The sequence below is a fragment of the Alteromonas sp. ABH4_456 genome, assembly GCF_056160645.1.
This window is the reverse complement of record NZ_JBSWXO010000007.1, coordinates 110,563-136,191: the sequence shown is the minus strand read 5'-3', so window position 1 is coordinate 136,191 and position 25,629 is coordinate 110,563. Positions and strand designations below refer to the sequence as shown.

Annotated in this window: 17 protein-coding genes and 2 pseudogenes; 14 read left to right on the top strand and 5 right to left on the bottom strand. The window is 47.8% G+C overall.

Annotation, left to right across the window (positions count from 1 at the left end; all coding sequences use genetic code 11):
* Window positions 1-4: 4 nt before the first annotated feature.
* Window positions 5-793 (bottom strand): DUF4198 domain-containing protein, encoded by a 789-nt coding sequence (locus ACXAG2_RS12545; RefSeq protein WP_474867453.1) that lies wholly within the window; start codon window positions 791-793, stop codon window positions 5-7.
* Window positions 794-988: 195 nt separating this feature from the next.
* Between ACXAG2_RS12545 and ACXAG2_RS12540 the strand changes: the two genes are divergently transcribed.
* The 3 genes from ACXAG2_RS12540 (at window position 989) to ACXAG2_RS12530 (ending at window position 5,441) form a co-directional block, all read left to right on the top strand.
* Entirely contained in the window at window positions 989-3,364 is a 2,376-nt protein-coding gene (locus tag ACXAG2_RS12540; protein WP_474867450.1) for a TonB-dependent hemoglobin/transferrin/lactoferrin family receptor, read from the top strand.
* 142 nt (window positions 3,365-3,506) lie between these two features.
* Complete coding sequence (locus ACXAG2_RS12535; protein ID WP_474867448.1) at window positions 3,507-4,106, top strand: PepSY-associated TM helix domain-containing protein; 600 nt, start codon at window positions 3,507-3,509, stop codon at window positions 4,104-4,106.
* Window positions 4,107-4,118: 12 nt separating this feature from the next.
* Complete coding sequence (locus tag ACXAG2_RS12530; RefSeq protein ID WP_474867445.1) at window positions 4,119-5,441, top strand: NADPH cytochrome P450 oxidoreductase family protein; 1,323 nt, start codon at window positions 4,119-4,121, stop codon at window positions 5,439-5,441.
* 137 nt (window positions 5,442-5,578) lie between these two features.
* Here the strand turns inward: ACXAG2_RS12530 and mdh are convergent, their stop codons facing one another.
* Complete coding sequence (mdh, locus tag ACXAG2_RS12525) at window positions 5,579-6,517, bottom strand: malate dehydrogenase (RefSeq protein WP_119502582.1); 939 nt, start codon at window positions 6,515-6,517, stop codon at window positions 5,579-5,581.
* A 225-nt stretch (window positions 6,518-6,742) separates the two neighbouring features.
* On the opposite strand from mdh, the gene argR reads away from it, so the two are divergent.
* The 5 genes and pseudogenes from argR to ACXAG2_RS12500 all read left to right on the top strand — a co-directional run.
* The gene (gene argR, locus ACXAG2_RS12520) at window positions 6,743-7,207 is read left to right on the top strand and encodes a transcriptional regulator ArgR (RefSeq protein ID WP_119502583.1); all 465 of its coding nucleotides are present in this window, start codon (window positions 6,743-6,745) and stop codon (window positions 7,205-7,207) included.
* A gap of 257 nt (window positions 7,208-7,464) precedes the next feature.
* Window positions 7,465-8,637 carry an efflux RND transporter periplasmic adaptor subunit gene (locus tag ACXAG2_RS12515; protein ID WP_474867443.1) on the top strand — a complete coding sequence of 391 codons (1,173 nt, stop codon included), beginning with the start codon at window positions 7,465-7,467 and terminating at the stop codon, window positions 8,635-8,637.
* Window positions 8,637-11,783: an efflux RND transporter permease subunit gene (locus tag ACXAG2_RS12510; protein ID WP_474867441.1), complete on the top strand. Its 3,147-nt coding sequence runs from the start codon at window positions 8,637-8,639 to the stop codon at window positions 11,781-11,783. The genes ACXAG2_RS12515 and ACXAG2_RS12510 overlap by 1 nt, the downstream gene beginning before the upstream one ends.
* Window positions 11,784-11,786: 3 nt before the next feature.
* Window positions 11,787-13,268 (top strand): efflux transporter outer membrane subunit, encoded by a 1,482-nt coding sequence (locus ACXAG2_RS12505; RefSeq protein ID WP_474867438.1) that lies wholly within the window; start codon window positions 11,787-11,789, stop codon window positions 13,266-13,268.
* A 282-nt stretch (window positions 13,269-13,550) separates the two neighbouring features.
* Window positions 13,551-13,778: pseudogene (locus ACXAG2_RS12500) on the top strand (transposase); the annotation flags it as partial.
* A gap of 9 nt (window positions 13,779-13,787) precedes the next feature.
* Here the strand turns inward: ACXAG2_RS12500 and ACXAG2_RS12495 are convergent.
* Both ACXAG2_RS12495 and ACXAG2_RS12490 read right to left on the bottom strand, forming a co-directional pair.
* Window positions 13,788-14,252, bottom strand: a pseudogene (locus tag ACXAG2_RS12495) (IS30 family transposase); the annotation flags it as partial.
* A gap of 343 nt (window positions 14,253-14,595) precedes the next feature.
* The gene (locus ACXAG2_RS12490) at window positions 14,596-17,715 is read right to left on the bottom strand and encodes a TonB-dependent receptor (protein WP_474867435.1); all 3,120 of its coding nucleotides are present in this window, start codon (window positions 17,713-17,715) and stop codon (window positions 14,596-14,598) included.
* Between the two features lie 975 nt (window positions 17,716-18,690).
* Between ACXAG2_RS12490 and ACXAG2_RS12485 the strand changes: the two genes are divergently transcribed.
* The 5 genes from ACXAG2_RS12485 (at window position 18,691) to ACXAG2_RS12465 (ending at window position 23,436) form a co-directional block, all read left to right on the top strand.
* Entirely contained in the window at window positions 18,691-19,425 is a 735-nt protein-coding gene (locus ACXAG2_RS12485; RefSeq protein ID WP_474867433.1) for a PhnD/SsuA/transferrin family substrate-binding protein, read from the top strand.
* On the top strand, window positions 19,409-20,374 hold the full coding sequence (locus ACXAG2_RS12480) for a hypothetical protein (RefSeq protein WP_474867430.1): 966 nt from the start codon (window positions 19,409-19,411) through the stop codon (window positions 20,372-20,374). The genes ACXAG2_RS12485 and ACXAG2_RS12480 overlap by 17 nt, the downstream gene beginning before the upstream one ends.
* A 177-nt stretch (window positions 20,375-20,551) precedes the next feature.
* The gene (udk, locus tag ACXAG2_RS12475; protein ID WP_119502591.1) at window positions 20,552-21,175 is read left to right on the top strand and encodes a uridine kinase; all 624 of its coding nucleotides are present in this window, start codon (window positions 20,552-20,554) and stop codon (window positions 21,173-21,175) included.
* Window positions 21,176-21,190: 15 nt separating this feature from the next.
* Window positions 21,191-22,402, top strand: a complete 1,212-nt coding sequence (locus ACXAG2_RS12470) for a NupC/NupG family nucleoside CNT transporter (RefSeq protein WP_119502592.1) — start codon at window positions 21,191-21,193, stop codon at window positions 22,400-22,402.
* Window positions 22,403-22,596: 194 nt separating this feature from the next.
* A complete protein-coding gene (locus tag ACXAG2_RS12465) occupies window positions 22,597-23,436 on the top strand; it encodes an isopenicillin N synthase family dioxygenase (RefSeq protein WP_474867428.1) in 840 nt (279 codons plus the stop codon).
* Here the strand turns inward: ACXAG2_RS12465 and ACXAG2_RS12460 are convergent.
* Window positions 23,433-24,593 (bottom strand): tetratricopeptide repeat protein, encoded by a 1,161-nt coding sequence (locus ACXAG2_RS12460; protein ID WP_474867425.1) that lies wholly within the window; start codon window positions 24,591-24,593, stop codon window positions 23,433-23,435. The two genes, ACXAG2_RS12465 and ACXAG2_RS12460, sit on opposite strands and share 4 nt — an antisense overlap.
* A gap of 213 nt (window positions 24,594-24,806) precedes the next feature.
* On the opposite strand from ACXAG2_RS12460, the gene ACXAG2_RS12455 reads away from it, so the two are divergent.
* Window positions 24,807-25,577, top strand: coding sequence for a ParA family protein (locus tag ACXAG2_RS12455; protein ID WP_474867422.1), 771 nt, complete (start codon window positions 24,807-24,809; stop codon window positions 25,575-25,577).
* Window positions 25,578-25,629: the final 52 nt, after the last annotated feature.

Here is a 25,629-nt window from a genome sequence, read left to right as displayed (position 1 = left end):
CTCCTTAAAAAGCTTCTAACGTTAACGTGGTTGTGTAGCTGTAAAGCGGTACCGCTTCGCCTTCCGGTGCAGCTTCTTTCACGCGGACCTGCAGCAAATACAATCCCTGTTTATCCAGGGTGGCCGATGCAACACCTTTTGAGTTGGTCGTTAACTTTTGAAAATCTGCTTCTTCGCTGAACTGATCATTGGCGAAATACACCGTTACCGCCTGCTCAGCCAGTGGTTTGCCTTCGTACTGCAGGGTGAATTCAAACCGGTCTCCCGCAAACAAACCATTAGGATGGGTCGCTGGCACAATCTCCAGTCCTTTACCCGTGCCGGCTAATACTTTTTCAGTAGGGCCTTTCTTCGTCACATAGGCAACCGCGCTGGTCACCGACTGAAAGTGCTCTGTCAACACAGCCCCTTCCGGTAAAGGTTCTTCATTTCCTCTCACCGAACCGCGCTCACCATTCAAATCGTAAACGCGAAAAATCGCCCCCAACCGCTTACCGGTGGAAAACTTATAGGTCCCTTCCTGTTCCAGTGTCTGTTCAAGGACATTACGGGTTTTCAGATTCACCACCGTTTCTACCGGTACGATACTGCCATCGGGTTGCTCAACCTCGAAAGGTGCATTACTGATGGCCACTTCGGGCACAAAAAACTGCTCTGCGAATGACGCATCCAGGGTCATCGAGTCACGGCTAACCGGCTCAAAACTAAGCGGTTTCAGGTAAGGAGTGTGGGCGTTCGCTATGGGTGCAAGCATCATCATTGTACTTGCCAGTGCTAAGGATTTTATTTTCATTTTTTAGTACTTAGGTTGTAAAAAGTTTCCCGATCTTATTGCAAATAGGAATTGTTATCAATATCATCCTCAATCAAATCTGAGCGGCGATAGTGTTAATCACCTTTTCTGCGCATCGCATAACTCTCCCTTTTTCGCCACTTAGATCCAAATACTAATTATTTGCACTTTTATTAATATTGCACGGAGCCACTCATGAACTTCAAACGGTCAGCCCTGTTTTTTGCAGTCACGGCGATCTTGTCTGGTAATGTTTTCGCACAAGAAAAAGAACAACTCGCCACAACCAAAGTACAGAGCGAAGACAGTAAAGAAATGACATCTACTGCGGTTACTCTGGATGCTAAAACGCTGGCAGAACAATCTATCACCAATATCGAAGATACCGCCCGCTATGAAGCAGGCGTTCAAATTAATGATTCGGGAAACCGCTTCGGTGACGATGGATTCAATATCCGTGGCCTTGAAGGCGATGCTATTGCGGTAACCGTAGATGGTATTTCTCAGGGGGAAACCCTTAACCCGTCAAGTTTTGCGGCTTACGGCATGTTCGGTTCAAGCCGTGGTCAGGTAGAACTTGAACACGTTAAAACCGTAACAATTTCGAAAGGTCCCAGTGCTGTCGCAAACGGCTCAGGCGCACTGGCCGGGGCAGTAACCTATGTCACTAATGATGCCGCAGATTTTCTGCCTGTATCCGGCGATGCAACCGGCGGCAGAGTGAAAACCGGTTTCGATTCGCGTTCAAACGAATGGTTGATCAACGGCTCTGTTGCAAACCGTACCGGCAATTTTGAAAGCCTGTTGCAATACACCCGTCGTGACGGCAATGAAACAGAAGCTCACAGCAACGGTGCAGATATCGCCGGAGCGGCCCGTGGCCAGGCCGATCCTATGGATAATACGTCAGATGCCGTGCTGCTGAAATTCGCGTACAACCTGTCTGAAGACGCACAGGTTGGCGTGGTTTACGAAAAAACTGACCGCTCTTCAGATGGTACACCGCTATCCCGGGAACCCGCAGAAGGTGAAACTGCCAGCTACTACAATTTCAGCAGTTATGACGAAAATAACCGCGAGCGCGCAGGTATTTTCTACAAACAGGACAATGCCGGAAACCTCTTCTTCGACAGCATTGAAGTGAAGGCGGATTATCAGCAATTATATACGTCCGGCCTGACCTCTTTTCTTTACTCAAGCCGTGGCGCTGTAGTTCTTCGTCAGGAAGATCGCAGCTTTGAACAGGACTCCACCAGTCTGAATATCGACCTTAAAAAGTCGGTTGAAGGGGATATCAATCATGACTTTGCTTATGGTGTGAATTATCAGTCAGTGTCCGTAGAAAACATCATGTATGACCGCCGCTACAATGGTGAAACCACCAGCGACCCGGTACTGGATGGTTACCCTATTCTGGACCAGGGTTTTGTTCCAGCATCAGATAAACGTGTACTGTCTGTGTATGCGGCAGACACCATGGCGCTGAATGAGTTAGTAAAACTGTATGTAGGTGCGCGCTACGACAAAACAGAGTACGAGCCTGAATTGAATGACAGTTTCTCCGATCCGCTGGGCCAGAGCGTTTCCGATGCACAGTTTAATGCTCTTATCGGTGAGGTGGGATTAAGCTATGAATTCGTTCCCGGTCACGAAATTCAGGCAAAAATCAGTCAGGGATACAAAGCACCGACGCTACAGGAACTTTATTTTGGTACTAACTCCGGTGAAGAAATCACGGATACGGTAACCGGTACGGTATATCAGGACATTGACGAAATATCGAATCCAAACCTGGATGCAGAAAAATCTGTTAATTATGAAATAACCTATCAGGCTCACTTCGAACGTGGCTATATCAGCCTGACTGCGTTCAGAACGAACTACACAAACCGCATCCAAAGCGAAACATTTTCTACTCCTTATGATACCGAAGTAAATATTGAAACCTGCAGTTACTATACCGGAACCTGTACAAGCGAAATACTAACGGAAGATGTGTATACCCAGGCGCAAAACACCGGTGAAATAAAAGTAGAAGGCGTTGAATTCAGTGCCTTTTATCTATTCACCGACAACATTCACGGTCGCCTGACGTACTCAGCTCTTGACGGCGAATACCTGTCTGAATACACGCCGGCCAGCGAAGGAGATTTCGACTTCTATGACAAAGGGGATGATCTTGAGACCCTTGCGCCAGACTCTGCGACGGTGAGCGTTGGTTACCTTTCAGACGAGCGCAACTGGGGTATCAAAGCACACATGGTTTATTCTGCGGGCATGAATACATCTGATCAGAAAAGTTTTGCCTCGCTGAACAACGGTAGTGGCCCTTTCTTCTATCCACAGAGTCTGACTATGTTTGACCTCACCGGTTTCTATGAAATCACAGAAAACCTGACTCTGAGAGCGGCTATCTACAACCTGACAGACAAGGAGTATTACAACTGGAGTGTTGTAGATAACCTTCGCTCAGGCAATGGTGGCTTCTTCTCCGGTGTCAGCGGTAACGGTTACCAGCGGTTCTCTGAGCCGGGACGAAGTGCAAGTGCTTATATCACGTACACTTTCTGATAAGCAATTTACCCCGATATGACGACAACCGGCCTGCTATGCGGGCCGGCTCCACTTCAAAAAATAATAATTCCCATTATCATATCCCTATCCTGCTTTGAATTATGTTACAAAGCCTGTATTCCCGAATTTGAGTAACACTATGCGATTTTCCCTTGGCAGTGCCCGGCAGTGGCACTGGATTTCAGCCGCCATCTGTATGATTGGCATGTTCATGTTCGCCATAACCGGTATCACGCTGAATCACGCGGCTGATATTGAAGTCGCGCCGCAGGTAAGAAATGTTGAAGCGGAATTACCGGATAATGTGCTGTCTGATATCAGTGAGTTGCCTGAAGGCTCTGTCGCCCTGCCCGCCTCTTTAAGAAGCTGGCTGGCTGACGCTCAGCGCATCACGCCGCCGTCAGATAAGGAGGGCGAATGGGATGGTGTTGAACTGTATGTTTCCTGGCCAGGTCCGGGTCAGGATCATTGGCTGTCAGTGGATACCGAAATGGGTGGATTAGTCTACGAAGGCTCAGATCGCGGTTGGATAGCCTATTTTAACGACTTACATAAAGGCCGGAATACCGGCACAGTGTGGCAATGGTTTATCGATATATTTTCTGTGGTAGTGATTATTTTCACCGTCACCGGACTGCAACTGCTGATAAAACAGGCACCTCACAAAACGTCAACCTGGCCAGTAACGGCACTGGGTTTCCTCATCCCTGTTTTCATTATGCTGGTTTTTATTCATTAAGGTATTCTGGTTGTGACCGAGTTTGAACGACTACTGACGGGTCTTTTTATGGTAGCGGCCTACTCCCTCTGGGTTGGCTATCTGTTCTGGAAACACAAAGGGAAGCATTTGCTGAGGCAGCACTCTCAGGAAAGCAATATTCTTATTGCCTGGGCCAGCCAGACAGGCACCGCACAGGCACTGTCAGAAGCTTATGCTGCAAACCACAGAGACTTTAAACACGGTGTGCTGATGCCATTATCAGCCATCACACCGGAGCGTCTGAAAGAATTCGAAAGGGCTTTATTTGTAGTAAGTACTTACGGTCATGGTGAGCCGCCCGATAACGGACGTTCATTTTTCAAAGCCCTGAACCGCACCCGCAGGAACGAAATTAATTTATCTCATCTCGAGTATGAAGTCGTCGCGCTGGGAGACAGTAAATATCCGCATTTTTGTGCTTTCGGCGAACATATTGATAAGCGGTTGAATGCATTGGGTGCCAGCCCCGTTGCACCACTGGTTAAACTTGATCACAGTAAAGGTGAAGAAACCGCCGCACTGGCACAATACTCATCTGCAAGTGAGGCTGTACCTGCGTATGAGGATTTCACGCTTATTCGCCGGCGACAACTCAACAGTGGTCCCCGTCACCCTCTTTTTGAAATCGATCTGTACGCCGGGCACAATGCTCAGCAATGGCAAGCCGGTGATATTCTTGATGTACTGCCTTTGAACACATCAGAGGAAATCGCCCGCAGCTATACCATCGCCTCTGTAAGCAGCGAAAGCCATATTATTAAACTGATTGTAAGGCTGGCGATAAAAGAGGACGGCAGTCAGGGCCTGGCCTCAGGGTGGCTGACACAGCAGTTGAAAATAAACGACACAGTTAAAGCTAAGTTGCATGTAAACCCCGCCTGCCACCTTACACTTAACAACAAACCACTACTTCTGATAGCTGCCGGCAGTGGACTGGCAGGTATCCGTGCTCAGTGGATGCAGGCAGCAGAACAGCAACATACTGCGCCAGTCTATGTACTATTCGGTGAACGCACACGGGAACATGATGACATCCTGTCAGAAGTTATTCCTGCACAGGCGCTGAACGCAGCCAATGTTAACGTGAAACGGGTATTCTCACGTTGTCCGGACCATCCCATGTATGTGCAACAAGCGCTGCAGCAAAGCGAAGAAGCGCTTCGTGATGTGGTAAACAATAACGGCCAGATATACGTTTGCGGCAGCTACGATGGTATGGGCGAAGGCGTACACCACACATTAATCAGGATGCTCGGAGAGGAACAGGTGCAACAGTTAACCGACAGCCACCGTTATCACAGGGATGTGTATTAAGTCGCTCTGATATCGCTGTGGAACGCAGTCATCCTTAAATCATCCTGTACTTTCAAACAATTCATTCTGTGCCTGAAATCAGGGCATAAAAAAACCGGCTTTCAAAAGCCGGTTTTCAATGCATTATCGAAACTGGATTAGCCGTTTACGAATTCAACACCAATTTTGATGTCGCCACGCAGGCCTTCCAGCATGTCGTCTTTCGCTTTTTGTTCGAAAGCGCTCAGCTCGCCGTATGGCAGAATTTCTTCAACGCCGTTAGGACCTAAACGTACAGGGTGTGCGAAGAATGCCGCGTCATCGCTGTCGTCAGTTTGTACATAGGTGTACTCAACAACGTTTTCACCTTGCATTGCAGCAACCAGAGACAGACAGAAACGTGCTGCAGCCTGACCCATAGAAAGCGTTGCAGAACCGCCGCCAGCTTTCGCTTCAACAACCTCAGTACCTGCATTCTGGATGCGTGTAGTCAGGCTTGCTACTTCTTCGTCAGTGAAAGAAACACCTTCAACCTGGCTCAGCAGAGGCAGGATAGTCGTACCGGAGTGACCACCGATTACAGGAACATGTACGCTTGATACGTCCAGACCTTTCAGTTCAGACACGAAAGTCTCAGCACGGATCACGTCCAGAGTAGTCACACCGAACAGCTTGTTCTTGTCGTAAACGCCTTTTGCTTTCAGCGTTTCAGCAGCGATAGCAACAGTAGTGTTTACAGGGTTAGTGATAATACCAACACAAGCAGATGGACAGTTATCAGCAACACCTTCAATCAGGTTCTTAACGATACCGGCATTGATGTTGAACAGGTCAGAACGGTCCATACCAGGCTTACGCGGAACGCCGGCCGGAATAAGAACAACGTCACAACCGGTAAGCGCATCAGCCAGATCATCTTTACCATGACCGGTAACTTTCACCGCGGTGGGGATGTGGCTCAGGTCAACAGCAACACCAGGAACAACTGGCGCAACGTCATATAACGCTAATTCAGAACCTGCTGGCAATTGTGTTTTCAACAACAATGACAGCGCTTGACCAATACCACCGGCAGCACCTAACACGGCTACTTTCATACCATTTCTCCTATGGAATAGTTACTCGTCAAAAAAACGGAGCGTCACAGTAAATCAACGCGTAAAAAAACTCAATCACCCAATGGTCTTATGCATGCATAATGGGTATAAGCCGCAAGATTATGCAATAATTTGAATGGATATGCATAAATATTGCTTAAATGTGATGACTACGGCACAATAATAGCGGTTTGTACCCTTAAACACCAAATACGACAGGAAAATATGGCTAACGTAAAACAAGAAAAGATGATCAAAGCCTTCAAAGAGATCCTGAAAGCAGAAAGCTTCGGGTCTCAGGGTGAAATCGTTGAAGCACTGAAATCACAGGGTTTTGATAACATCAGCCAATCAAAAGTGTCCCGTATGCTGAGTAAATTCGGCGCGGTAAGAACGCGAAATGCCCGCGGTGATATGGTTTACTGTTTACCACCTGAACTTGGCATGCCTACGGCGAAAAGTCCGCTTAAACAGCTCGTGCTCGACATTGTACACAATAATGTGATGGTAATCATAAGAACCAGCCCCGGTGCCGCACAGCTTATCGCAAGATTGCTTGACTCTCTGAGTCAGAAAGACGGCGTGCTGGGAACCATTGCCGGTGATGATACTATTTTTATCGCCCCGGCTGACGTCACCCGTATTGAAGAAATTCGTCAGCGCGTAGAGAACCTGTTCGAAAACGTCTGACACAGTTGCTATTGCACAAAGCACCTTTTCAGGTGCTTTTTTTATTTCTTCAGTATTGTACCCCCTTTGTAAATGGCGCGTTCATTCACGGCAAAAACGCCGGTGAATGAGTAAATTCGTCCTGCTTTTTCGCTAATCTGCCTTCTCATAAAACCGCGTTAACCCTGCCTTAACCCTCCTAGTCGATACACTCTGCTTAAGCAAACTGACGGGAAAGCGCTTAGCGCCGTCAGCTCCGGATTAAACAAGGAATCGCCATGAAGATCGCCACCACCCTCTGTGTTCTCACCAGCCTGCTTACCCTTTCAGCCTGCAGTGACACAACACAAAATCAAAGCTCTGCGCCCCGCGCCACCGCCGTCAGTGCAATTACCATAGCCACACAAACATTCCCGATTACCCGCACACTACAAGGCCGTGTTGTGGCGCAGCAAACCGCTCAGGTCAGGCCACAGGTGGGCGGCGTACTTGAACAGCGTTTGTTCGAAGAAGGCAGTTTTGTAGAAAAAGGACAGCTTCTTTACCAGATTGAAGATTCAACCTATCGAGCCAGCGTGAACGAAGCAAAAGCCGATCTGGTGAGCGCGAAAGCGTCTGTGGAGTCAACCCGGCTGATTGATGAGCGCTACCAGAACCTGTTAAAGATAGAAGGTATTTCCCAACAGGATGCCGATAACGCCCATGCAGACTATTTGGTTGCTCAGGCCTCACTGGCGAAAGCGCAGGCGGCACTGGACTCTGCCAATGTGAATCTTGCTTTTACCCGCATTACTGCCCCCATCAGTGGCCGTACCGGTATTTCTAATGTGACCGAAGGCGCATTGCTTACTCAGGGCCAGGACACGGCGTTAACCACCATTCGCAAACTCGACCCGATTTATATTGATATGACAGAAACCAGCGAAGGTGTGCTTGAGCGCCGTGCCATGATGCAGCGTGAGGGCGTAACATCCGGCTCAAGTGATGTTATCGCCATGCTGGAAAACAATACTGAATATGATGAAACCGGCTCCTTCACTATGCATGAAGTAGCTGTTGATGAAGCAACCGGCTCTATTACCCTACGGGCGACTTTTCCCAATCCGGACGGCATTCTCATGCCCGGCATGTTTATCCGCACCAAAGTCACCATAGCGGTAGACGAAAACGCGATTCTGGTACCCCAGCAAGCCGTGCAGTTTGACAATAAAGGCAATGCTTTCGCCTGGGTCGCTTCAGGGAGTAAAGCAGTGAAAAGGTCGCTGACCTTACAGGAAGCCACCGGTAATAAATGGCTGACTGAGTCCGGCATCAAGGCCGGTGAAAAAGTGATTGTGGAAGGCATCGACGGTTTACAGGACGGCGCAGACATCACCGTTACTGAAGTCACGCTGAACGAAGATGGCAGAGTGGCAGCACCTAAAGCTAAAAATCAGGAAGGAGATGAGTAATGTTCGCCCGATTCTTCATAGATAAGCCCGTATTCTCCTGGGTTGTCGCCATTATTATTATGCTGGCGGGAACCGCTTCCATACTCTCTTTACCCATTGCCCAATACCCGGATATTGCGCCACCTACTGTGAGCATCAGTGCCAACTATTCCGGTGCCGACGCCCAAACCGTGGAGAACAGTGTCACCCAGGTACTGGAACAGCAGCTCACGGGCCTGGATGGACTATTGTATTTTTCATCTTCCAGCTCATCTGCAGGTAGCGCCAGTATCTCACTCACATTCGAGCAGGGAACGGATGCCGATTACGCGCAGGTGCAGGTTCAGAACAAAGTACAGCAAGTGAATTCCCGACTCCCCTCTGCCGTGCAGTCTGAAGGGGTGACGGTAACTAAATCACAAAGCGACATGCTGCTGATTGCCGCCGTGTACGATGAAACCGACGCGGACTCTGAGTTCGATATCTCTGATTACATCGCCTCAAATATGCAGGACACCATTGCCCGTACTGAAGGCGTGGGTGACATAAACGTGTTCGGTTCCCAGTATGCCATGCGCATATGGCTCGACCCGGCAAAGCTGGCGGCATACGAACTGATGCCCTCAGATATTACCTCCGCCCTGAGCGCCCAGAACGTGCAGGTACCCGCCGGTAAAATCGGTGACATGCCCTCTCCTGATACGCAGGAGCTGAATGCTACCGTAACGGCTCAGTCCATGCTGCAGAGTGTTTCCGATTTTAAAAACATCATTGTGAAGTCTGACCGCCAGGGCACCGATGTACGGTTATCTCAGGTTGCCCGTGTTGAAATGGGCAGTGAATCGTACACAGCTGTTCCCCGTCTCGACGGTCATCCTGCATCCGGTATTGCCATTATGCTGGCGCCCGGTGCCAATGCGCTGGATACATCAGAACGGGTTAAAGCGGTATTGAGTGATCTGGAAAAGAATTTCCCGGAAAACTACAAAATGGCGTTTCCGAAAGACGCTACCCCGTTTATCAAGTTATCAATTCTGGAAGTCGTGGAAACCCTGATCATCGCCATTGTTCTGGTGGTATTGATCATGTGGTTGTTCCTGCAAAACTGGCGGGCCACGATTATTCCTACCATTTCTGTGCCCGTGGTGCTTTTGGGTACATTCGGCATCATGGCCGCAATGAGCTACTCCATTAATACCCTGACTATGTTTGGCCTGGTGCTGTCCATCGGCTTACTCGTAGATGACTCCATCGTAGTAATTGAAAACGTAGAAAGGCTGATGTCAGAGGAAAAGATGTCGCCCCGTGATGCCACAATCCTGTCAATGAAAGAGATCACCTCTGCCCTTATCGGTACATCCATTGTGATCTGCGCCGTGTTCCTGCCCATGGCTTTCTTCAGTGGTTCAACCGGTGTTATCTACCGTCAGTTTTCGGTAACCGTGATTTCCTCCATGCTGCTATCGGTGTTTGTGGCGTTAACGCTGACCCCCATGCTGTGTGCATCACTGCTTAAAGATACCGGCGCAAGTCGTCAGACAGGGGGCTTTTTCGGCTGGTTTAACCGTATGTTCGATAAGTTTGCCGACAAATATACCCTGCGTGCGGTATCGGCGATTAAGCGCCCTAAATTCTGGCTGGCCGGTTATGTGGTAATTATTGCGGTGATGGGCCTGATGATGGTGAAACTCCCTTCCAGCTTTTTGCCAGAAGAAGATCAGGGTGATGTAATGGTGATGTTTAACTTACCTGCCGGTGCATCGATTACCCGTACCACCGCCATTGCTGATGAAATCCAGACTTATATTCAGGAAGAGGCATCGGATCTGGTTGATCACTTCTTTACGGTTTCGGGCTTCAGCTTTTCCGGCAGCGGCCAGAACGCAGGTATGGGCTTCCTGTCACTGAAAGACTGGGACGAAAGAACCGGCGACGGTGAGTCGGCATCAGACATTGCCGGTCGCCTGATGATGAAAATGAGCGAAATCCGCGATGGTAGTGTTATAGCTATGCTGCCGCCGGTGATTCAGGGTCTCGGTCAAAGTAACGGCTTTACCTTTGAGTTGCAGGCAGCAGCGGGCACAACCCGTGACGAACTGACAGAAATAAAGAATGCTATTTTACAACAAGCCCGCACCAATCCGCTGCTGAGTGGTGTGCGTGAAGGTACGCTAAGTGAAACCCCGCAACTGGATATCGATATTGATAACGAAAAAGCGGTTGCCATGGGATTAAGTTTGTCAGATGTGGCCGACACCTTATCTACAGCCTGGGCCGGTTCCTATGTGAACGATTTTCTTGACCGCGGCCGGGTGAAAAAAGTCTACATCGAGGGCGACAGTAACTACAGCGCCAAACCGGAAGATTTACGCCAGTGGCACGTGCGTGGTACTGACAGTGACGGCAATACGACCATGACCCCTTTCAGTGCCTTTTCCAGTGTCTCCTGGTCGCAGATGCCGCAAACCTTAAGCCGCTTTAACGGCCTGGCATCCTATGAGATTCAGGGCAGCGCAGCGTCGGGCGTCAGTTCCGGCGAAGCGATGGCGGAAATGGAACGCCTTGCAGATGAAGTGGGTAACGGCAAAGTGACCTATGCGTGGTCAGGATTGTCCTATCAGGAAAATCTGTCCGGCGGGCAATCTGTCTACCTGTACGCCATTTCTATTCTGGTAGTCTTTCTGGCACTGGCCGCACTGTATGAGAGCTGGTCTATTCCATTCTCGGTAATGCTGGTTATTCCGCTGGGATTAATTGGTGCAGCACTGGCGGCAACTTTCCGCGGCCTTGAAAACGATGTTTACTTTCAGGTAGCGCTGCTGACCACCATCGGGTTATCCGCTAAAAACGCCATTCTGATCGTCGAGTTTGCCGAAGCAGCGTATGAAAAAGGGCAAAGCGCCGTGGATGCCGCTATTCACGCAGCAGCTCAACGACTGCGCCCGATCATTATGACATCGCTCACCTTTGTCTTTGGTATTTTCCCCCTTGTTATCGCATCGGGTGCAGGAGCAAACAGCCGGATATCCATCGGAACAGGTATCCTGGGCGGCACGCTTACCGCGACCTTGCTGGCCATATTCTTCATTCCCATGTTTTTCGTACTGGTAAGAACCGCGTTTCCGGCCAGAAAACCCGTTTATGACACTGCTGCGGATAAGGAGTAATCAATGCAATCTACACGTCATTTTAGCAAGCTTTCTCTGTGCGCCGTCGTTGTCGCACTGTCGCTGAGCGGCTGTGCAACCCTGGCGCCGGATTATGAGCGCCCTGCCTCACCGGTGCCCTCTGAGTGGCCGGCAGGCGAGGCTTACACTGATTCAACGAATGTTGAACAAACTTCGCTGCAGAACGCAAACACCATAGAAGATAACGCCATTTTACAGCTTCCCTGGCAGTCGTTCATTACTGACAGCAGAATGCAGAAAGTGATTCAGACGGCACTGCATAACAACCGGGATTTACGACAAACCCTTGCAGATGTAGAGGCAGCAAGAGCCACCTACCGCATTCAGCGGGCAGAGTTGTTTCCTAAGGTGAGTGCGAGTTTAACCGGTACACGCGCGAAATCGTCAGACGACTCCGTAAGCACCAGTTATGAAGCTGATGCCGGTTTAAGCGGATACGAAATTGATCTGTTCGGCAAGAATCAGAGCGCAACGGAAGCTGATAAGCAAAGCTGGCTTTATTCTGTGGAGACAGCCAGGGCGGCGAAGATCACGCTTATTGCCGAAACCGCCAATGCCTGGCTGACGCTGGCGTCGGACCAAAGCTTACTGAAACTGGCAGAAGAAACCGCAGAAAACGCGCAGAAAGCCATGGAAATCACCCGCCGCCGTAATGAGCTGGGCGTGGACTCAAAAGTGGATGTGCTGGATGCGCAAACCACCTACCACACTGCAATGGCAGATATTGCGAGCTATACCACCCAGGTCGCGCAGGACATTAATGCACTTATGCTGCTCGCAGGCAGTGGCGTAGATAAGCAATGGTTACCTGATGGTCTGCCGGAGAGCGATGATTTCATTAGCGTGATCCCGGCAGGGCTGACGTCCGACATTTTACTCAACAGACCGGATATACTTGCCGCTGAGCATAACCTTAAATCAGCAAATGCAGATATTGGTGCCGCCAGGGCAAACTACTTCCCGTCTGTTACGCTAACCGTAACCGGCGGGCTGGCCAGTAATGTGCTGGCCGACATTTTTACCGGTGGCGCGTCCACAATATGGAGCCTTATCCCTTCTGTGTCGGTACCTATTTTTACCGGTGGCGCCAACGATGCCCAGCTTGATTACGCCAAGGCAAACCGGGACAAAATGGTCGCCGCCTATGAGTACAGCATCCAAACTGCATTTTCTGACGTGGCAGATGCACTGGCAAGACGGGGCACCATTGCCCGTCAGCTTGGCGCGCAGCAGGATTTAGTCGATGTCGCATCAGACAGTTACCGCCTGTCACTGGCCCGCTATGAAAATGGCGTGAACAGTTTTCAGGATGCCCTCACCTCACAGCGAACTCTTTACAGTGCTCAGCAGTCGCTGATTTCCACGCAGCAAATTGATTTAAGCAACCGCATTACCCTTTACCGGGTGATGGGCGGAGGTCTGGGTAATGTTGATGATGGCAGTGCAGAAACTGCCAGTGAGTAAATGCTGAGGCAGGTTGTTTTACAAGCATAAAAAAACCGCCGTAAAAAACGGCGGTTTATATGCTTTTTTCTGAGCTAAGAAGCTGAGCTTCCTGTTGTCAGATTAGAAGTTGTAGTTAACACCTACACGGATTTCCCACAGTGAAGCGTTACCAACGCGACGTTCAGGATCTTCTGTACCAACAACAATAGTGTTGTAGTTATTTTCTTCCAGAATACTGAATCGCCACTAATTTCCTAGACGCCTCTTAGTTAGATAAACTAACTGAAAAGAGAGGTGTATATGAGCGGTAAACGCTATCCTGATGAATTCAAAATTGAAGCGGTCAAACAAGTCGTTGATGTTGCCAAGCGACTCGATATTACTACTCACAGCTTGTATGCCTAGGTTAAGAAGTTCGGCCCTGATTCCAAGAAGCAGAATGATTTATCTGAGGCCCAGGCTGAGATAAAGCGCCTTCAGAAGGAATTAAAACGAGCTACCGAAGAACGAGACATCTTAAAAAAAACCGCTGTAGATTCAAATGATCATCGCAACACCCTTGTCAATCATGTGAGATGGTGTTTTAAATTTCAATGTTTTCCTCGGGCGTTCGTTTAGTTGGCATGCCACAGTATTTAGCCGTACTTGTGTATGCGGTGATAAATCTGTTTTCTTAGGGAAATACTGGCGAATTAAGCTGTTAGTATTTTCATTTGTCCCTCTTTGCCATGGACATTGAGGATCACAGAAGTATACAGGCATACCGATTTCTTTCGTTAAATCAGCATGTTTTGCCAGTTCTATACCTCTGTCCCAAGTTAAAGAATTACAATATTCCGGGGGCATTGATCTGAAGGTCGATTGTAAAGCCGCATGTACTGATTCAGCGTCTTTTCCTGCTAATTTGAGGATAATAGTAAAGCGCGACTTTCTATCCACTAACGTTGCGATGTGTGTGTTCTTTGAACCTGATACCAAATCAGCTGTAGATAAACCTACAGACATCGCAACGGCTAAGGCTACGCGATTAGCTTAGACTTGTTAGACATGTGTGTTTTCCCTATCGTTCTTTTAAAATTTGTTTCTAATGTCCAATTTTTCTTATTGTAAGGCTGTCAGTATTTGTTGGTACTTTAACCAATTTTGCTAAACCATGATGTCAGATCTATGACATAAAATGGTTAAACTTATCTTCTTCAAGTATATCAATTTCTTATAAATTTTTTATTTATATAACTTATTAGCCTATCTCTATTTAAACGTAAAAAGGGGGCCTGCTTTTGCTGCAGGCCCCCTTTTGATTAAATCATATTCATGACGATTTAAGCTTTCTCAAAAATGACTATTAGAAAGTGTAACGTACGCCAATTTTAATGCGCCAAGTAGACTCATCGGTCTCAAATGTATCCCAGTTCTGACCTGAATCGCCGTCATATGCACGGGAATACTGGTAACGATTATCATCAGACAGACCACCTAAATCGAATAAATCGATTGAAGAATAGTTAGCTTGGTAGACCTTACCCCAGTCGTCATTCAGCAGGTTAGCAAAGTTCTCGATACTCATGTAAACCATGCCTTTATGGTCTTCGTGGAATCCAGGTACTTCCTGAGAAACGAACAGATCCATAGAGGTGATCCACGGTTGCTTACCGATATTCTTAGGTACAACTGAACCGGCATAGCCTTCCAGACCAGCATTGGCAACTACTTCCATGATTTCATCGTAGCTCATGCCGCCTTCATAATCCATCAGCGCATCATCAGGACCATTAGGGATATAAACCAGGTAATCACCGCCATCCAGTGCACTTTGGTCACCAAAATCGCCATCGTTATACAGACCTAAAGTAGGAGTGAAACGACGACCTGAACGGCGCTCCCAGTACAGGTTAAATGTTGTGTTATAACCAGAGAAAAACTCCGTGGTGTAACCTAAGTTAAACACGAAACGATGTGGAACTTCATAATAAGCTGTATCTACGATTGGCTCGTTACGGTTTAGCGTGGTTTTGTAAATGTAGCTAGAGTGTGCCGTAGTAGAAGTCTGCGCAGCCGCTTCAGTAATATTCTGATGGGTGTACGACAAGCTCATTGAAACACCATTGTCCCATTGCTTGTTCAATGCAGAAGTAAATACGATATTACGGCCGCCATCATCAGAGTTGGTAGTCAGCATGTCGTAATTGTCTTCACGGTCTGTCCCTTCATAACGGGTTCCGTAGATGATACGACCGTCAGCCAGCGTAGTTTCGGGTACACGGGCCATTTCAATCCAGTAAACTGAATCCGACTTATCGATGTAGGTGATCTCATTAGACCATGCAAAATTATCGCCCACTTTCGGAATGTCGAAACGATAGTCTACGGCCAACTGATAACGCCAATCAGACGGCAAATTGAAATCAGGATCGATAGACACTGTATTACCTGATCCAGGAGATACAGAATCCTGCAGGAACTGAGGCACTGAATCAAACGCAACGTTGGCTGGATCAATATCACTGCCTGAGTAGTATACGTTAGACATAGTTACACCATCGTTGGTGTACGCATTGGAAATCCAAACCAGTGGCATACCACCTGAATAACGACCCACGCCACCGCGGATAGTTACATCGTCAGTAAGATCCCAGTTGAAGCCCACACGAGGCAACAGCATAGAGGTACCATCGAGGTTTTCAGTGTTAGCAAAACCATAAGTTTCCAGATAGTTTTCGTTCAACTGCGGTGAATCACCAACGGTCAAGTACTCATAACGCAAACCAGCTGTCACTTCAAAGTCTTCGAAAAGCTCGAAGTTAGCTTCGCCATACACTGAATAGAGCTTGCTACTTACATCATAAGCAAGGTCGCTGGTGTCATTACTATAGGCATTCCAGTAAACCACTTCGTCTGGTAAACGCTGCTCGAAATCTTCTAGCGATTCGAACTGCCATGTACCCGCTGAGTTTCTAGCGTACAGGTTGTAATTCCAAGTGTCTTCCATTTCAACACCGAAGTTATACTCTACATCGCCAGCCAAATAGGTACCATGCAAACCAAAGTTCCAAACTTCATTAGCCAGTTCGTTGCGATGTCGGCTCTCGTCCTGCCCGGCAACAATAGTCCCTGTACCAGTACGAACGTTAATTTCCCCCCACGGAGAGTTCGTTACAGAAGCCTGTGAAAACTCTTTATATGAAATAGTTGCTTCGGTAGAGAACGAGCTGCTCCAGTCTGAATATAAGTGACCGGTATAAATTGTGGTTTCAGACACCTGAGTCCACGCATTTGAATTCATATTCAGAGTCGAACGGCTATTGGTATAGTTACGGGCAGACGTTGTATCCTGATAATTATATGTAAAGTCAGCACGGTGATCAGAATTGATGTTCCAATCTAACTTGATCAACGTTTTCTTGTCGTTGTCTGGCGCTGGGGTAGCACCTTTTGTATCAGTCAAGCCATACACTGAACTCAGCGCTGAAATAAACTGGTCAACCTGACCATTTGTTACATTATGACCTTCCAGCGTATCCAGGTTGTAGTCGAAAGGAATTTCTTCTTCCCATTCTTCATACGAAGCAAAGAAAAATAATTTATCTTCAACGATTGCACCACCCAGTGAAGCACCGAAGGTTTCTTCTTCGTTTTCAACATCGAATTCTTCACCAGTACGGTCATTTTTCGCAGTACCTGCCCATGGAACCTTCTCGTAGAAAGCTGTACCGTGGAATTCGTTAGTACCGGATTTAGTAACGATGTTAACGTTACCGCCGGTAAATTTACCAGCACGGGCATTAAATGGTGCTGTATCAACAGAAATCTGGCTTACTGCATCAAGGGAAACTGGAGAACGTTGTGAAGGATAGCCATTGTCGTTTAGACCAAAAGTATCATTCAAACCCACACCATCAATAGTTATTGAGTTTGATTTAGGATGCTGACCAGCAATGCTCATCTGGCCGCCTGTTGGGCTAACTACTGCCAGAGGGTTAAGACGTACAACATCTTTCAAGTCACGATTAAACGTCGGTGTATTATTGATTGTATCTTCACCGAAAGTAGAGCTTGAACCATTGTTAGCGAAAAAGTCGCGAGAACCGGTTACAGTAATACGCTCTACACTGCTCGGATCTTCCAGAGAACGGTCAAATACAAGAGTATCGTTCAGCTCGAGATAGACATCTTCAACAGCTGTGCTTTGAAATTTATCAGATTCAATATAAATAGTGTACGGGCCACCGACGCGAAGACCACGTGCAGAGAATGCACCTTCTTCGTTTACTGTAAACTCTTTCACAGTGCCTGAAGGCATGTGGATTATAGTAATCTTGCTACCGGCAGCAGGATTACCCTGAGGACCGGAGATAACACCGCGCATAGCGGCGGACTGACCATTCGCTGCAACAGCTGTTGTTGCAACACCTACAGAAAGTGCAACAGCTAACGCTATACGGCTCAGCTTAGACTTGTTAAACATGTGTGTGTTTCCCTATCGTTTTTTAAAAACTCTCTGAACGTTGGGTTTTTATTTTTGTCCAACGGATCAAGATAACTACTTTCCCGTGATGCTACTGGCCATGACCTCAGAAATATGACGGCTCATGACACATTCGTTTTCAACTTCACGCACATCACGATTCAGAGCGAACTATCCGGAGACTTAACCCGGAACAGTAATTCACTCTAAAGAAATACTATCCAGTCTTGTTTTTCGCAGATAAACCGCCACTTCCATCTTATACAACGGAAAGGAACCAGCCAACAATCGCTTGTTGGCTGGTGAGTTTTCTGGCGCCAGGTGACCGCAAATTTGACCACTGTGGCTGCAACGCCCGTATCTTTTATTTTTTTACGGATTCGTTTTTGTGATTCTGACCGGGGAAAAGCCATGCACTTTGGAGATTTGGCTCTCCCCCAAGTCATAATCGACAAACGGTAGCAACATCAAAACAGAGAAAATGACGCTACCGGCATCAACTGGAAACGGCTGCAATTCTTCGTGAGTTTTATGTCAGCTTTATGACAGCAATAGAAAATGATTAACACTTAAGATGCTGAGCATACTGTTTTTTTTATTAGTATCCGGAACAAATGGTCCGGAAAATTTACGCAAAAACTTTAGCACGTGCAGTTCGTCACCAGCCCGACTATTCAACGCAGATTTTTTTCAGATAAACACCGCTTATTGGAATTCAGCTTCATTGATTTAAAATAACTAAAATACAACAACTTAAGAAATTAAAATAAACTTACCTATTGCATTAAATAAGCTTAACTGGTGAAATTGCGCCAACAAATAAACCTACATAAATTTACTCAAGTGGTCAGTTTTTCATTTTTGAAACAATACAGGGTCATCATTGTCGTGCTCATTGCTGGGTGCTGCCTTGTCACAGGTTTTTTTCAAAAATTTAGAAATCTTCCCTTAGTTGGGCCGCAAACTGGTCAGGCTTTGAACTGCGAGGACCGTTTTTCGTCTAATGCAGACGATTTCGACATCTATCTGACAGAGCAAACCTTCTCAGAAAGTGCACTGGAAGCTTTCTGTCAGAACCCGGTAATTAAACGTCAGTTTGGTAATGTAAGAATTACAGTGGGACAAAATGACTATGATACCTACCGCTACATCAACCACGGCGTAAGTGATCTTGCCCTCGTAAAGAACAATGTTGTCAGTGCCTTTGGTGCCAGTGAGATTTATGGCTACGAAGAAGTTGCCTCCCATCAGGACTATGCAGCCTACTTTATCGCTTTAAAGGAAAAACCTGTGCTGTCTAAAGAGTATTTACTGGGCAAGCGTATTGGCATACTGGATTATCCGAGCAGCCGCTCAGGCCATATTGTGCCTAAGAAGGTACTGAAAACTTTAGATTTGAATCCGAATAATGTAGAGCTGCATTATTACAGCTCTCACAAAGAGATGCGCAGAGCGTTGCTTTCCGGTGAAGTCGATATTATTTCATCCTACTGGGATAAAAATGACGGCGAAATCCTGTCGCGCACTTATATCACACCGCTTGAAAACAGTGTAAAAGGCATGCGCTGGTACCTGAAAATGCAGACTCGCAACACAGATTTAAAATGCGCCGTGCAAAACGTGATTCAGGCCATTTCTGCCGCACAAAATAAAAAATACTATCAGCAGGTAGAACTGAAGGAGCCTTGTGTAAATGCAAACGCTCAGTGAAATGACAGCCTCTCAGTGGGGACGAACAGCGGCAGCCGCGCTGGGACTATTTGCTCTGTTTCAAAGTTGTATTTTTGCAGGGCAGTTTGCCGGTGCATATATCGATCGTCATCAGGCTATTGATAATGTAGAACGCCGGATAAGTCTCGATCTCGCCTATCTGGATGTGGGTAACGAAACCCTGAAAACACCGGTGAATGATGCCGCGGTCCGTCATTATATGCGCCGCATTAATGCAACTCTGGCGGAGCAGTCTTACCCCCTTACAATCAGTGAAATCCAGCACGTTACTGCCACTGCAGAACCGGTGGAAGAAACGGTTGAAACCGCCACATTCACATTATCCACCGCAGAACAAAATATCGACATTGGTTTGAGTCTTACCCCGCTATACTTTTCGGTGCATATCCATCCGCTGGCCATTCTGGCGGCTTTGATTGCTGCTCCGGTGTTAATTGGCTACAAACCGCGGGCCAGAAGTAAGCGTAAATCTGCGAAAGAAGAAGCACCGCCACCACCCCAACCTAAACTGGTTATCGATCTGAACACGAAATGTATCGGCAACGGCGCAGACGGCCGGGCTATCCTGATGCAAAACAAACCGTTCTGCTTTTACGCAGCGCTGGTCAGATATTGCATTGAGAACCCTGATGCGACCTTGCCACAAAATAAAGATGTGCCCCAGGAACTCATAACGATTGCTAACCGTGTTTTCCTGCGCCTGATCGAACTGGGCCATACCAAACGTAAAAGACCGGACTTTAATGCCAATCTGGATAAAACCTTAAGTGAGATCCGTGCGGCGCTGGATGAAACCTTTGAGCCCTTCCCGGTGGAAAAGGAAAAATATTATCCGCCCAGAGCACAGGGTGAAGGCTCCAGATCCAAACAGCATTCTTACGCACTTCCCCCGATTACTGATGAGGACATTGTTATACTCGGAAAATAAGCCTGATTGCTCCACCAGCCCAGAGAAAACGCCGTACCAGGTACGGCAGGTATTAGCTCAGCCAGTTGTGTCCGGTCTGCAAAGACTGAACCACTTTTTGACTGATCGTGAATTATACGTTGATTCGCGAGGGCCAAATGCGTATCTTTGCAGGAGGAATATCAGCCGTCCAGAGTTATGCAGTCGCCATTAATTATCGCTATATCCGGAGCTTCGGGCTCCGGGAAATCACTTTTTACTAAAAATCTGTTAAATGCCTTCAGCGCGCAAGGTCGCCCTGTACAAATATTACGGGAAGATCACTACTACCGTGCGCAGGACCACCTGCCAATGGAAGCGCGGGAGAAGAATAACTATGATCACCCTAATGCATTCGAACACGAATTGCTGAAAGCGCACCTGCAGGCGTTGCGCAATGGCGAACCCATTGATTACCCGCACTATTGCTTTAAAACCCATACACGTTTACCGGAAACAGAGCGTCTGAACCCGGCTCCGGTGATCATTCTTGAAGGTATTATGCTGCTGGCAAGACCAGAGTTATTACCTCACTACGATGTAAAAATCTTCATCGACACACCGCTCGACATTTGCCTTATGCGCCGCATGATGCGTGATGTTAAAGAGCGTGGCCGTACCCTTGAATCCATTGCCAAGCAATACGAATCAACGGTAAAACCGATGTACCATCAGTTTATCGAACCAAGCAGGTTCACAGCAGATGTCGTCGTTACACAAGGTGGCAAAAACCAAATCGCCCTGGATGTGATCAAGTCACATATACAACAGGCATTACAATAACAAAGGAACGTCATTATGGTGAGTTTACTGGGCATACTGCTATTGCCCGGAATTGCATTCTTATTGTCCTCTGCACGCCGGAATATTAACTGGCGCACAGTGGGCGGAGCATTCGCGATTCAGGCATTGATCGGCGCGTTTATTCTTTATTTTGAGCCGGGCATTCAATTACTGCTCAGTATGACTGACTTCGTGGGCAACATCATCGGCTACAGTCAGGAAGGCATTAATTTTGTTTTCGGCGTGGTCGGTGACAAATCCCTCGGCTTCATTTTCGCCTTCAACGTGCTGCCGGTCATCATCTTCTTCTCATCATTAATTGCCGTCTTGTATTACCTCGGTGTGATGAGCTGGGTCATCAAACTCATTGGCGGCTTCTTACAAAAGGTCCTGGGTACCAGTCGTCCTGAGTCTATGTCCGCCGCGGCCAACATTTTTGTGGGCCAGACCGAAGCCCCTCTGGTAGTCCGCCCGTTTATTCCCCACATGACAAAATCTGAGTTATTCGCTGTTATGGTCGGCGGCCTGGCGTCTATTGCCGGCTCGGTCATGGCGGGTTATGCCGGCATGGGTGTGGAGCTTAAATACCTGTTGGCGGCCAGCTTCATGGCGGCTCCCGGCGGCCTGTTGATGGCAAAAATCATGTTGCCGGAAACTGAGAAAGCGAAGGACGGACTGGAAGAGATTGATGCGTCTGAAACCGGTTATGCTAACGTGTTCGACGCGGCTGCCAGCGGTGCTGCATCAGGCTTGCAACTGGCACTGAACGTAGGTGCTATGTTGCTGGCATTCGTGGCACTTATCGCCATGCTGAATGGTCTTATCGGCTGGACAGGCACCTTGTTTGGCTATGAGGATGTAACCTTCCAGGGCATTTTAGGCTACTTACTACAGCCGCTGGCCTGGATCATCGGTGTTCCCTGGGAAGAAGCCCGTCTGGCAGGCAGTTTCATCGGTCAGAAGTTTGTGGTGAACGAATTCGTGGCATACCTCGACTTCCTTAAGCATCAGAGTGAATTATCCGAAGTGTCTCAGGCAATCATTACCTTTGCCCTGTGCGGATTCGCGAATTTCTCCTCCATTGCTATTCTCATGGGAGGCATTGGTGCAATGGCGCCAACCCGCCGTAAAGAAATTGCACAACTGGGTCTGAAAGCGGTTTTCGCCGCAACACTGTCGAACCTGATGAGTGCATCACTTGCCGGCTTTTATCTCTCGCTTGGCTGAGCCGGATACACCCGGAGACGTAAAAAAGTGAGCGTGGCTCACTTTTTTAACCAGACAAACCAGACTAAATGGTCAGCTTTGTAACGAAAACTGACCACTTAACCTAACGGTAATTGACGTATATCAAAGGCCGTTACTTTTACGAAGACGCGGGATTCCCTATAATTCTGCGGTCATTTAATTAAGGTATCGTTATGCAATTAGAAGCTGTTGACTATCAGGCTCCCGGCGCACAGGAAGCATTCGTAGAATCCCTCCGTGAGACAGGATTTGGTGTACTGAAAAATCACCCAATCAGCCAGGCAATGGTGACCGGCATTTATCAGTCCTGGCAAACTTTCTTCGACAGCGAAGAAAAGAATAACTACGTCTACAACAAAGGGACTCAGGACGGATTCTTCCCGCAGAGCGTATCTGAAGTGGCAAAAGGATTTACCAAAAAAGATATTAAAGAGTACTTCCACTTCTATCCCTGGGGTCAGTGCCCGCAAGCGTTGCGTCCTCAGCTGGCGGACTACTACGCAAAAGCAAACACGCTGGCAGAAGAACTACTGGGCTGGATTGAGAAGCATTCGCCGGCTGAAGTTAGTAAACTGTACAGTCAGCCTTTGTCGAATATGATCAAAGACAGTGATCAGACCCTGTTACGGGTTCTGCACTATCCGCCGTTCCAGGGTGATGAAGAACCGGATGCTATCCGTGCGGCAGCCCATGAAGACATTAACCTTATCACCATTTTGCCCGCCGCGAACGAGCCGGGTTTACAGGTTAAAGGTAAAGATGGCAGCTGGATTGATGTGCCTTGTGACTTTGGTAACCTTATCGTCAACATTGGCGATATGTTGCAGGAAGCATCAGGGCATTATTTCCCGTCAACCACTCACAGGGTGATTAATCCTGCCGGAACGGACATGACTAAGTCACGAATTTCATTACCCCTGTTCCTACACCCGCGCCCGGATGTGGTGTTGTCAGAAAGACATACTGCACACTCCTATTTGCAGGAACGTCTCAGAGAGCTTGGCGTAATTTAACGGGCGCTTTGTAAGTCAGACAGCTTACTCATATAACGATATTCATCCTGGCGGTTTTGCGCATGCTTAGCCGCCAGCTTCATGAAGTCAGCTGCGCGGTCTATATTGCCCAGTTCGTAGTGCGCCTTCCCCATTCCGAAGAAAATTTCATGCCGGCTGTTATCCAGCCTGCGGGCCCGGTTGTAATGGATAAGCGCCTGCTCTGCATCACCGAAATCCAGCGCCTCTTCACCCAGGATGAAGTGATAGAAAGGGTTACTTTCCCGTTTATTACGCACACTCCTGGCAATGTCTCTGGCTTGCGCTGTACGACCTTCGAGTTCATGCAGTAACGCCAGGTTTTCCCATGCGGTTAAGTTTTCACTGTCGAGCTTCAGTGCCAGCTCATAGCTTTCACGGGCGCTGTCCAGTAATCCGTGACGCCGGTACAACACCCCGAGGTTCACCCATGTGGAACCAAACTCAGGATAGAGCAAAGCGGCTGCACGTAAATACGCATAGGCTTTTATGTCGTCATTGTTGAGCAACGCATCAGCACCTTTGTTGTTATAGAACATAGCCGTGATTTTCTCTTTGCTGATGGCATTACGGGGGAAATGGGAGCGGATGGTCTGCGGATCAAAGTCCACATCAATGAAATGCGATGAAATCTGGTTCTTTCTCAGCGTGTCCGCAACGGATACCCGCAAATTAATATGACCATTGAGTAAATTCACTCCGCTGCGGCGGGTCCAGTACTCCGGAATATCCACTTCGTAGAATACGGCATTAAACCCGGCATAATCCGCCATGGCTTTCGCCATGATAGTCAGCGACAGGCAATTCGCGGCACGGTTAGCAAATGTCTCAGAGGCGATTGTGTTCGCATTGGTGATGTAACGGATCCCCAGTTCTCCGCCATCGAAGATTTGTCGGATCAAATTCTTAAGATTGTCTCCGTCGCCGGATAAAGGGGACTGTGAATTATCGACAAATTCTCTGGCAGCAGCATCAAGCTTAAAGATTTCGTCTGCGGATTCCGGCGTATACTCATGGTACTGAGTGAAGACGTCATCGTTGAGGGGCAATTCGCTGGCGGTAAAGGATTCCGGTAATGATGCACAGCCGGATATGAGGACAACAAACAGCATACCGGTTAAAAGTCGAATCTGCTTCATATCGTCACCCCTGCTCAATTGGCGTGACTTAAGTATAACCAACAACAATAGTTTTACATTTATTTCACACTATATATTCAACCGTTCATCGCAGATGCAAGAAATCTCACCGGTAACCCTGATTATTTTCAATGTGAACCGCTGATCCCTTTACAACAGTGACCAAAATCGGACATATTTTAACCTTACCGTCGAAATCTCACCGGAGATCTAATGAAACGTGTCGTGTTCAATCAGAAAGGGGGCGTGGGAAAGTCGACTATCAGTGCTAATTTAGCCGCGGAAAGTGCCAGAAACGGGCTCAGAACGCTGCTGGTCGATTTAGATGCCCAAGGAAACAGTACGCATTACTGCGGGGTGGATATAAACGATGACAGCCTCACTGTTGCAGATATGTTTAAACAGGTGGTTGGCTGGTTTTCCAAACCTCAGCCGCCATCGGCTTTTGTCAGACCAACAGCATTTGAAAACTTGTCTGTTTTACCCGCCCATCCCAGCCTTACCGAGCTGGAGCGGGAACTGGAAACCCGTTATAAGATGTTTAAGCTGAAGGAAACACTGGCAACGCTGGAGGAAGATTTTGACCGCGTGTACATTGATACGCCGCCCAATTTCAACTTCTATTCCAAGGCTGCATTAATTGCTGCAGACAGCTTCATTATCCCTTTTGACTGCGATGACTTCTCTGTTCAGGCCATCGACCGTCTGCTCGACAACGTTCTGGAATTGCGTACCGATCATAATCCGGAGCTGGAACTGGAGGGCATCATCATTAATCAGTTTAACCCGCAGGCAAAGTTACCGGGAGAACTGATTGCTTCACTCAAAGAGAAATCCTTACCTGTGCTGGACAGCAAAATTAACAGTACAGTAAAAGTGAAAGAGTCCCATTCGAAACGTATTCCGCTTCCGTATTTCGCGCCTTCACACAAGGTCAGTCAACAACTGGCTGCATTGTGGCAGGAACTGGAAGGGCAACGCTGACCGGGTTGCCCCCTGCCCCTCACTGATCTTATTTTCCGGCTGACCCACGCTA

Bases quoted from the DNA above. Each gene is read 5' to 3' on its own strand.
- argR (WP_119502583.1), top strand. From the start codon at position 6,743: ATGGCTAACGTAAAACAAGAAAAGATGATCAAAGCCTTCAAAGAGATC.
- ACXAG2_RS12455 (WP_474867422.1), top strand. From the start codon at position 24,807: ATGAAACGTGTCGTGTTCAATCAGAAAGGGGGCGTGGGAAAGTCGACT.
- ACXAG2_RS12515 (WP_474867443.1), top strand. From the start codon at position 7,465: ATGAAGATCGCCACCACCCTCTGTGTTCTCACCAGCCTGCTTACCCTT.
- mdh (WP_119502582.1), bottom strand. From the start codon at position 6,517: ATGAAAGTAGCCGTGTTAGGTGCTGCCGGTGGTATTGGTCAAGCGCTG.
- ACXAG2_RS12535 (WP_474867448.1), top strand. From the start codon at position 3,507: ATGCGATTTTCCCTTGGCAGTGCCCGGCAGTGGCACTGGATTTCAGCC.
- ACXAG2_RS12490 (WP_474867435.1), bottom strand. From the start codon at position 17,715: ATGTTTAACAAGTCTAAGCTGAGCCGTATAGCGTTAGCTGTTGCACTT.
- ACXAG2_RS12540 (WP_474867450.1), top strand. From the start codon at position 989: ATGAACTTCAAACGGTCAGCCCTGTTTTTTGCAGTCACGGCGATCTTG.
- udk (WP_119502591.1), top strand. From the start codon at position 20,552: ATGCAGTCGCCATTAATTATCGCTATATCCGGAGCTTCGGGCTCCGGG.
- ACXAG2_RS12460 (WP_474867425.1), bottom strand. From the start codon at position 24,593: ATGAAGCAGATTCGACTTTTAACCGGTATGCTGTTTGTTGTCCTCATA.
- ACXAG2_RS12470 (WP_119502592.1), top strand. From the start codon at position 21,191: ATGGTGAGTTTACTGGGCATACTGCTATTGCCCGGAATTGCATTCTTA.
- ACXAG2_RS12545 (WP_474867453.1), bottom strand. From the start codon at position 793: ATGAAAATAAAATCCTTAGCACTGGCAAGTACAATGATGATGCTTGCA.
- ACXAG2_RS12510 (WP_474867441.1), top strand. From the start codon at position 8,637: ATGTTCGCCCGATTCTTCATAGATAAGCCCGTATTCTCCTGGGTTGTC.
- ACXAG2_RS12465 (WP_474867428.1), top strand. From the start codon at position 22,597: ATGCAATTAGAAGCTGTTGACTATCAGGCTCCCGGCGCACAGGAAGCA.
- ACXAG2_RS12505 (WP_474867438.1), top strand. From the start codon at position 11,787: ATGCAATCTACACGTCATTTTAGCAAGCTTTCTCTGTGCGCCGTCGTT.
- ACXAG2_RS12480 (WP_474867430.1), top strand. From the start codon at position 19,409: ATGCAAACGCTCAGTGAAATGACAGCCTCTCAGTGGGGACGAACAGCG.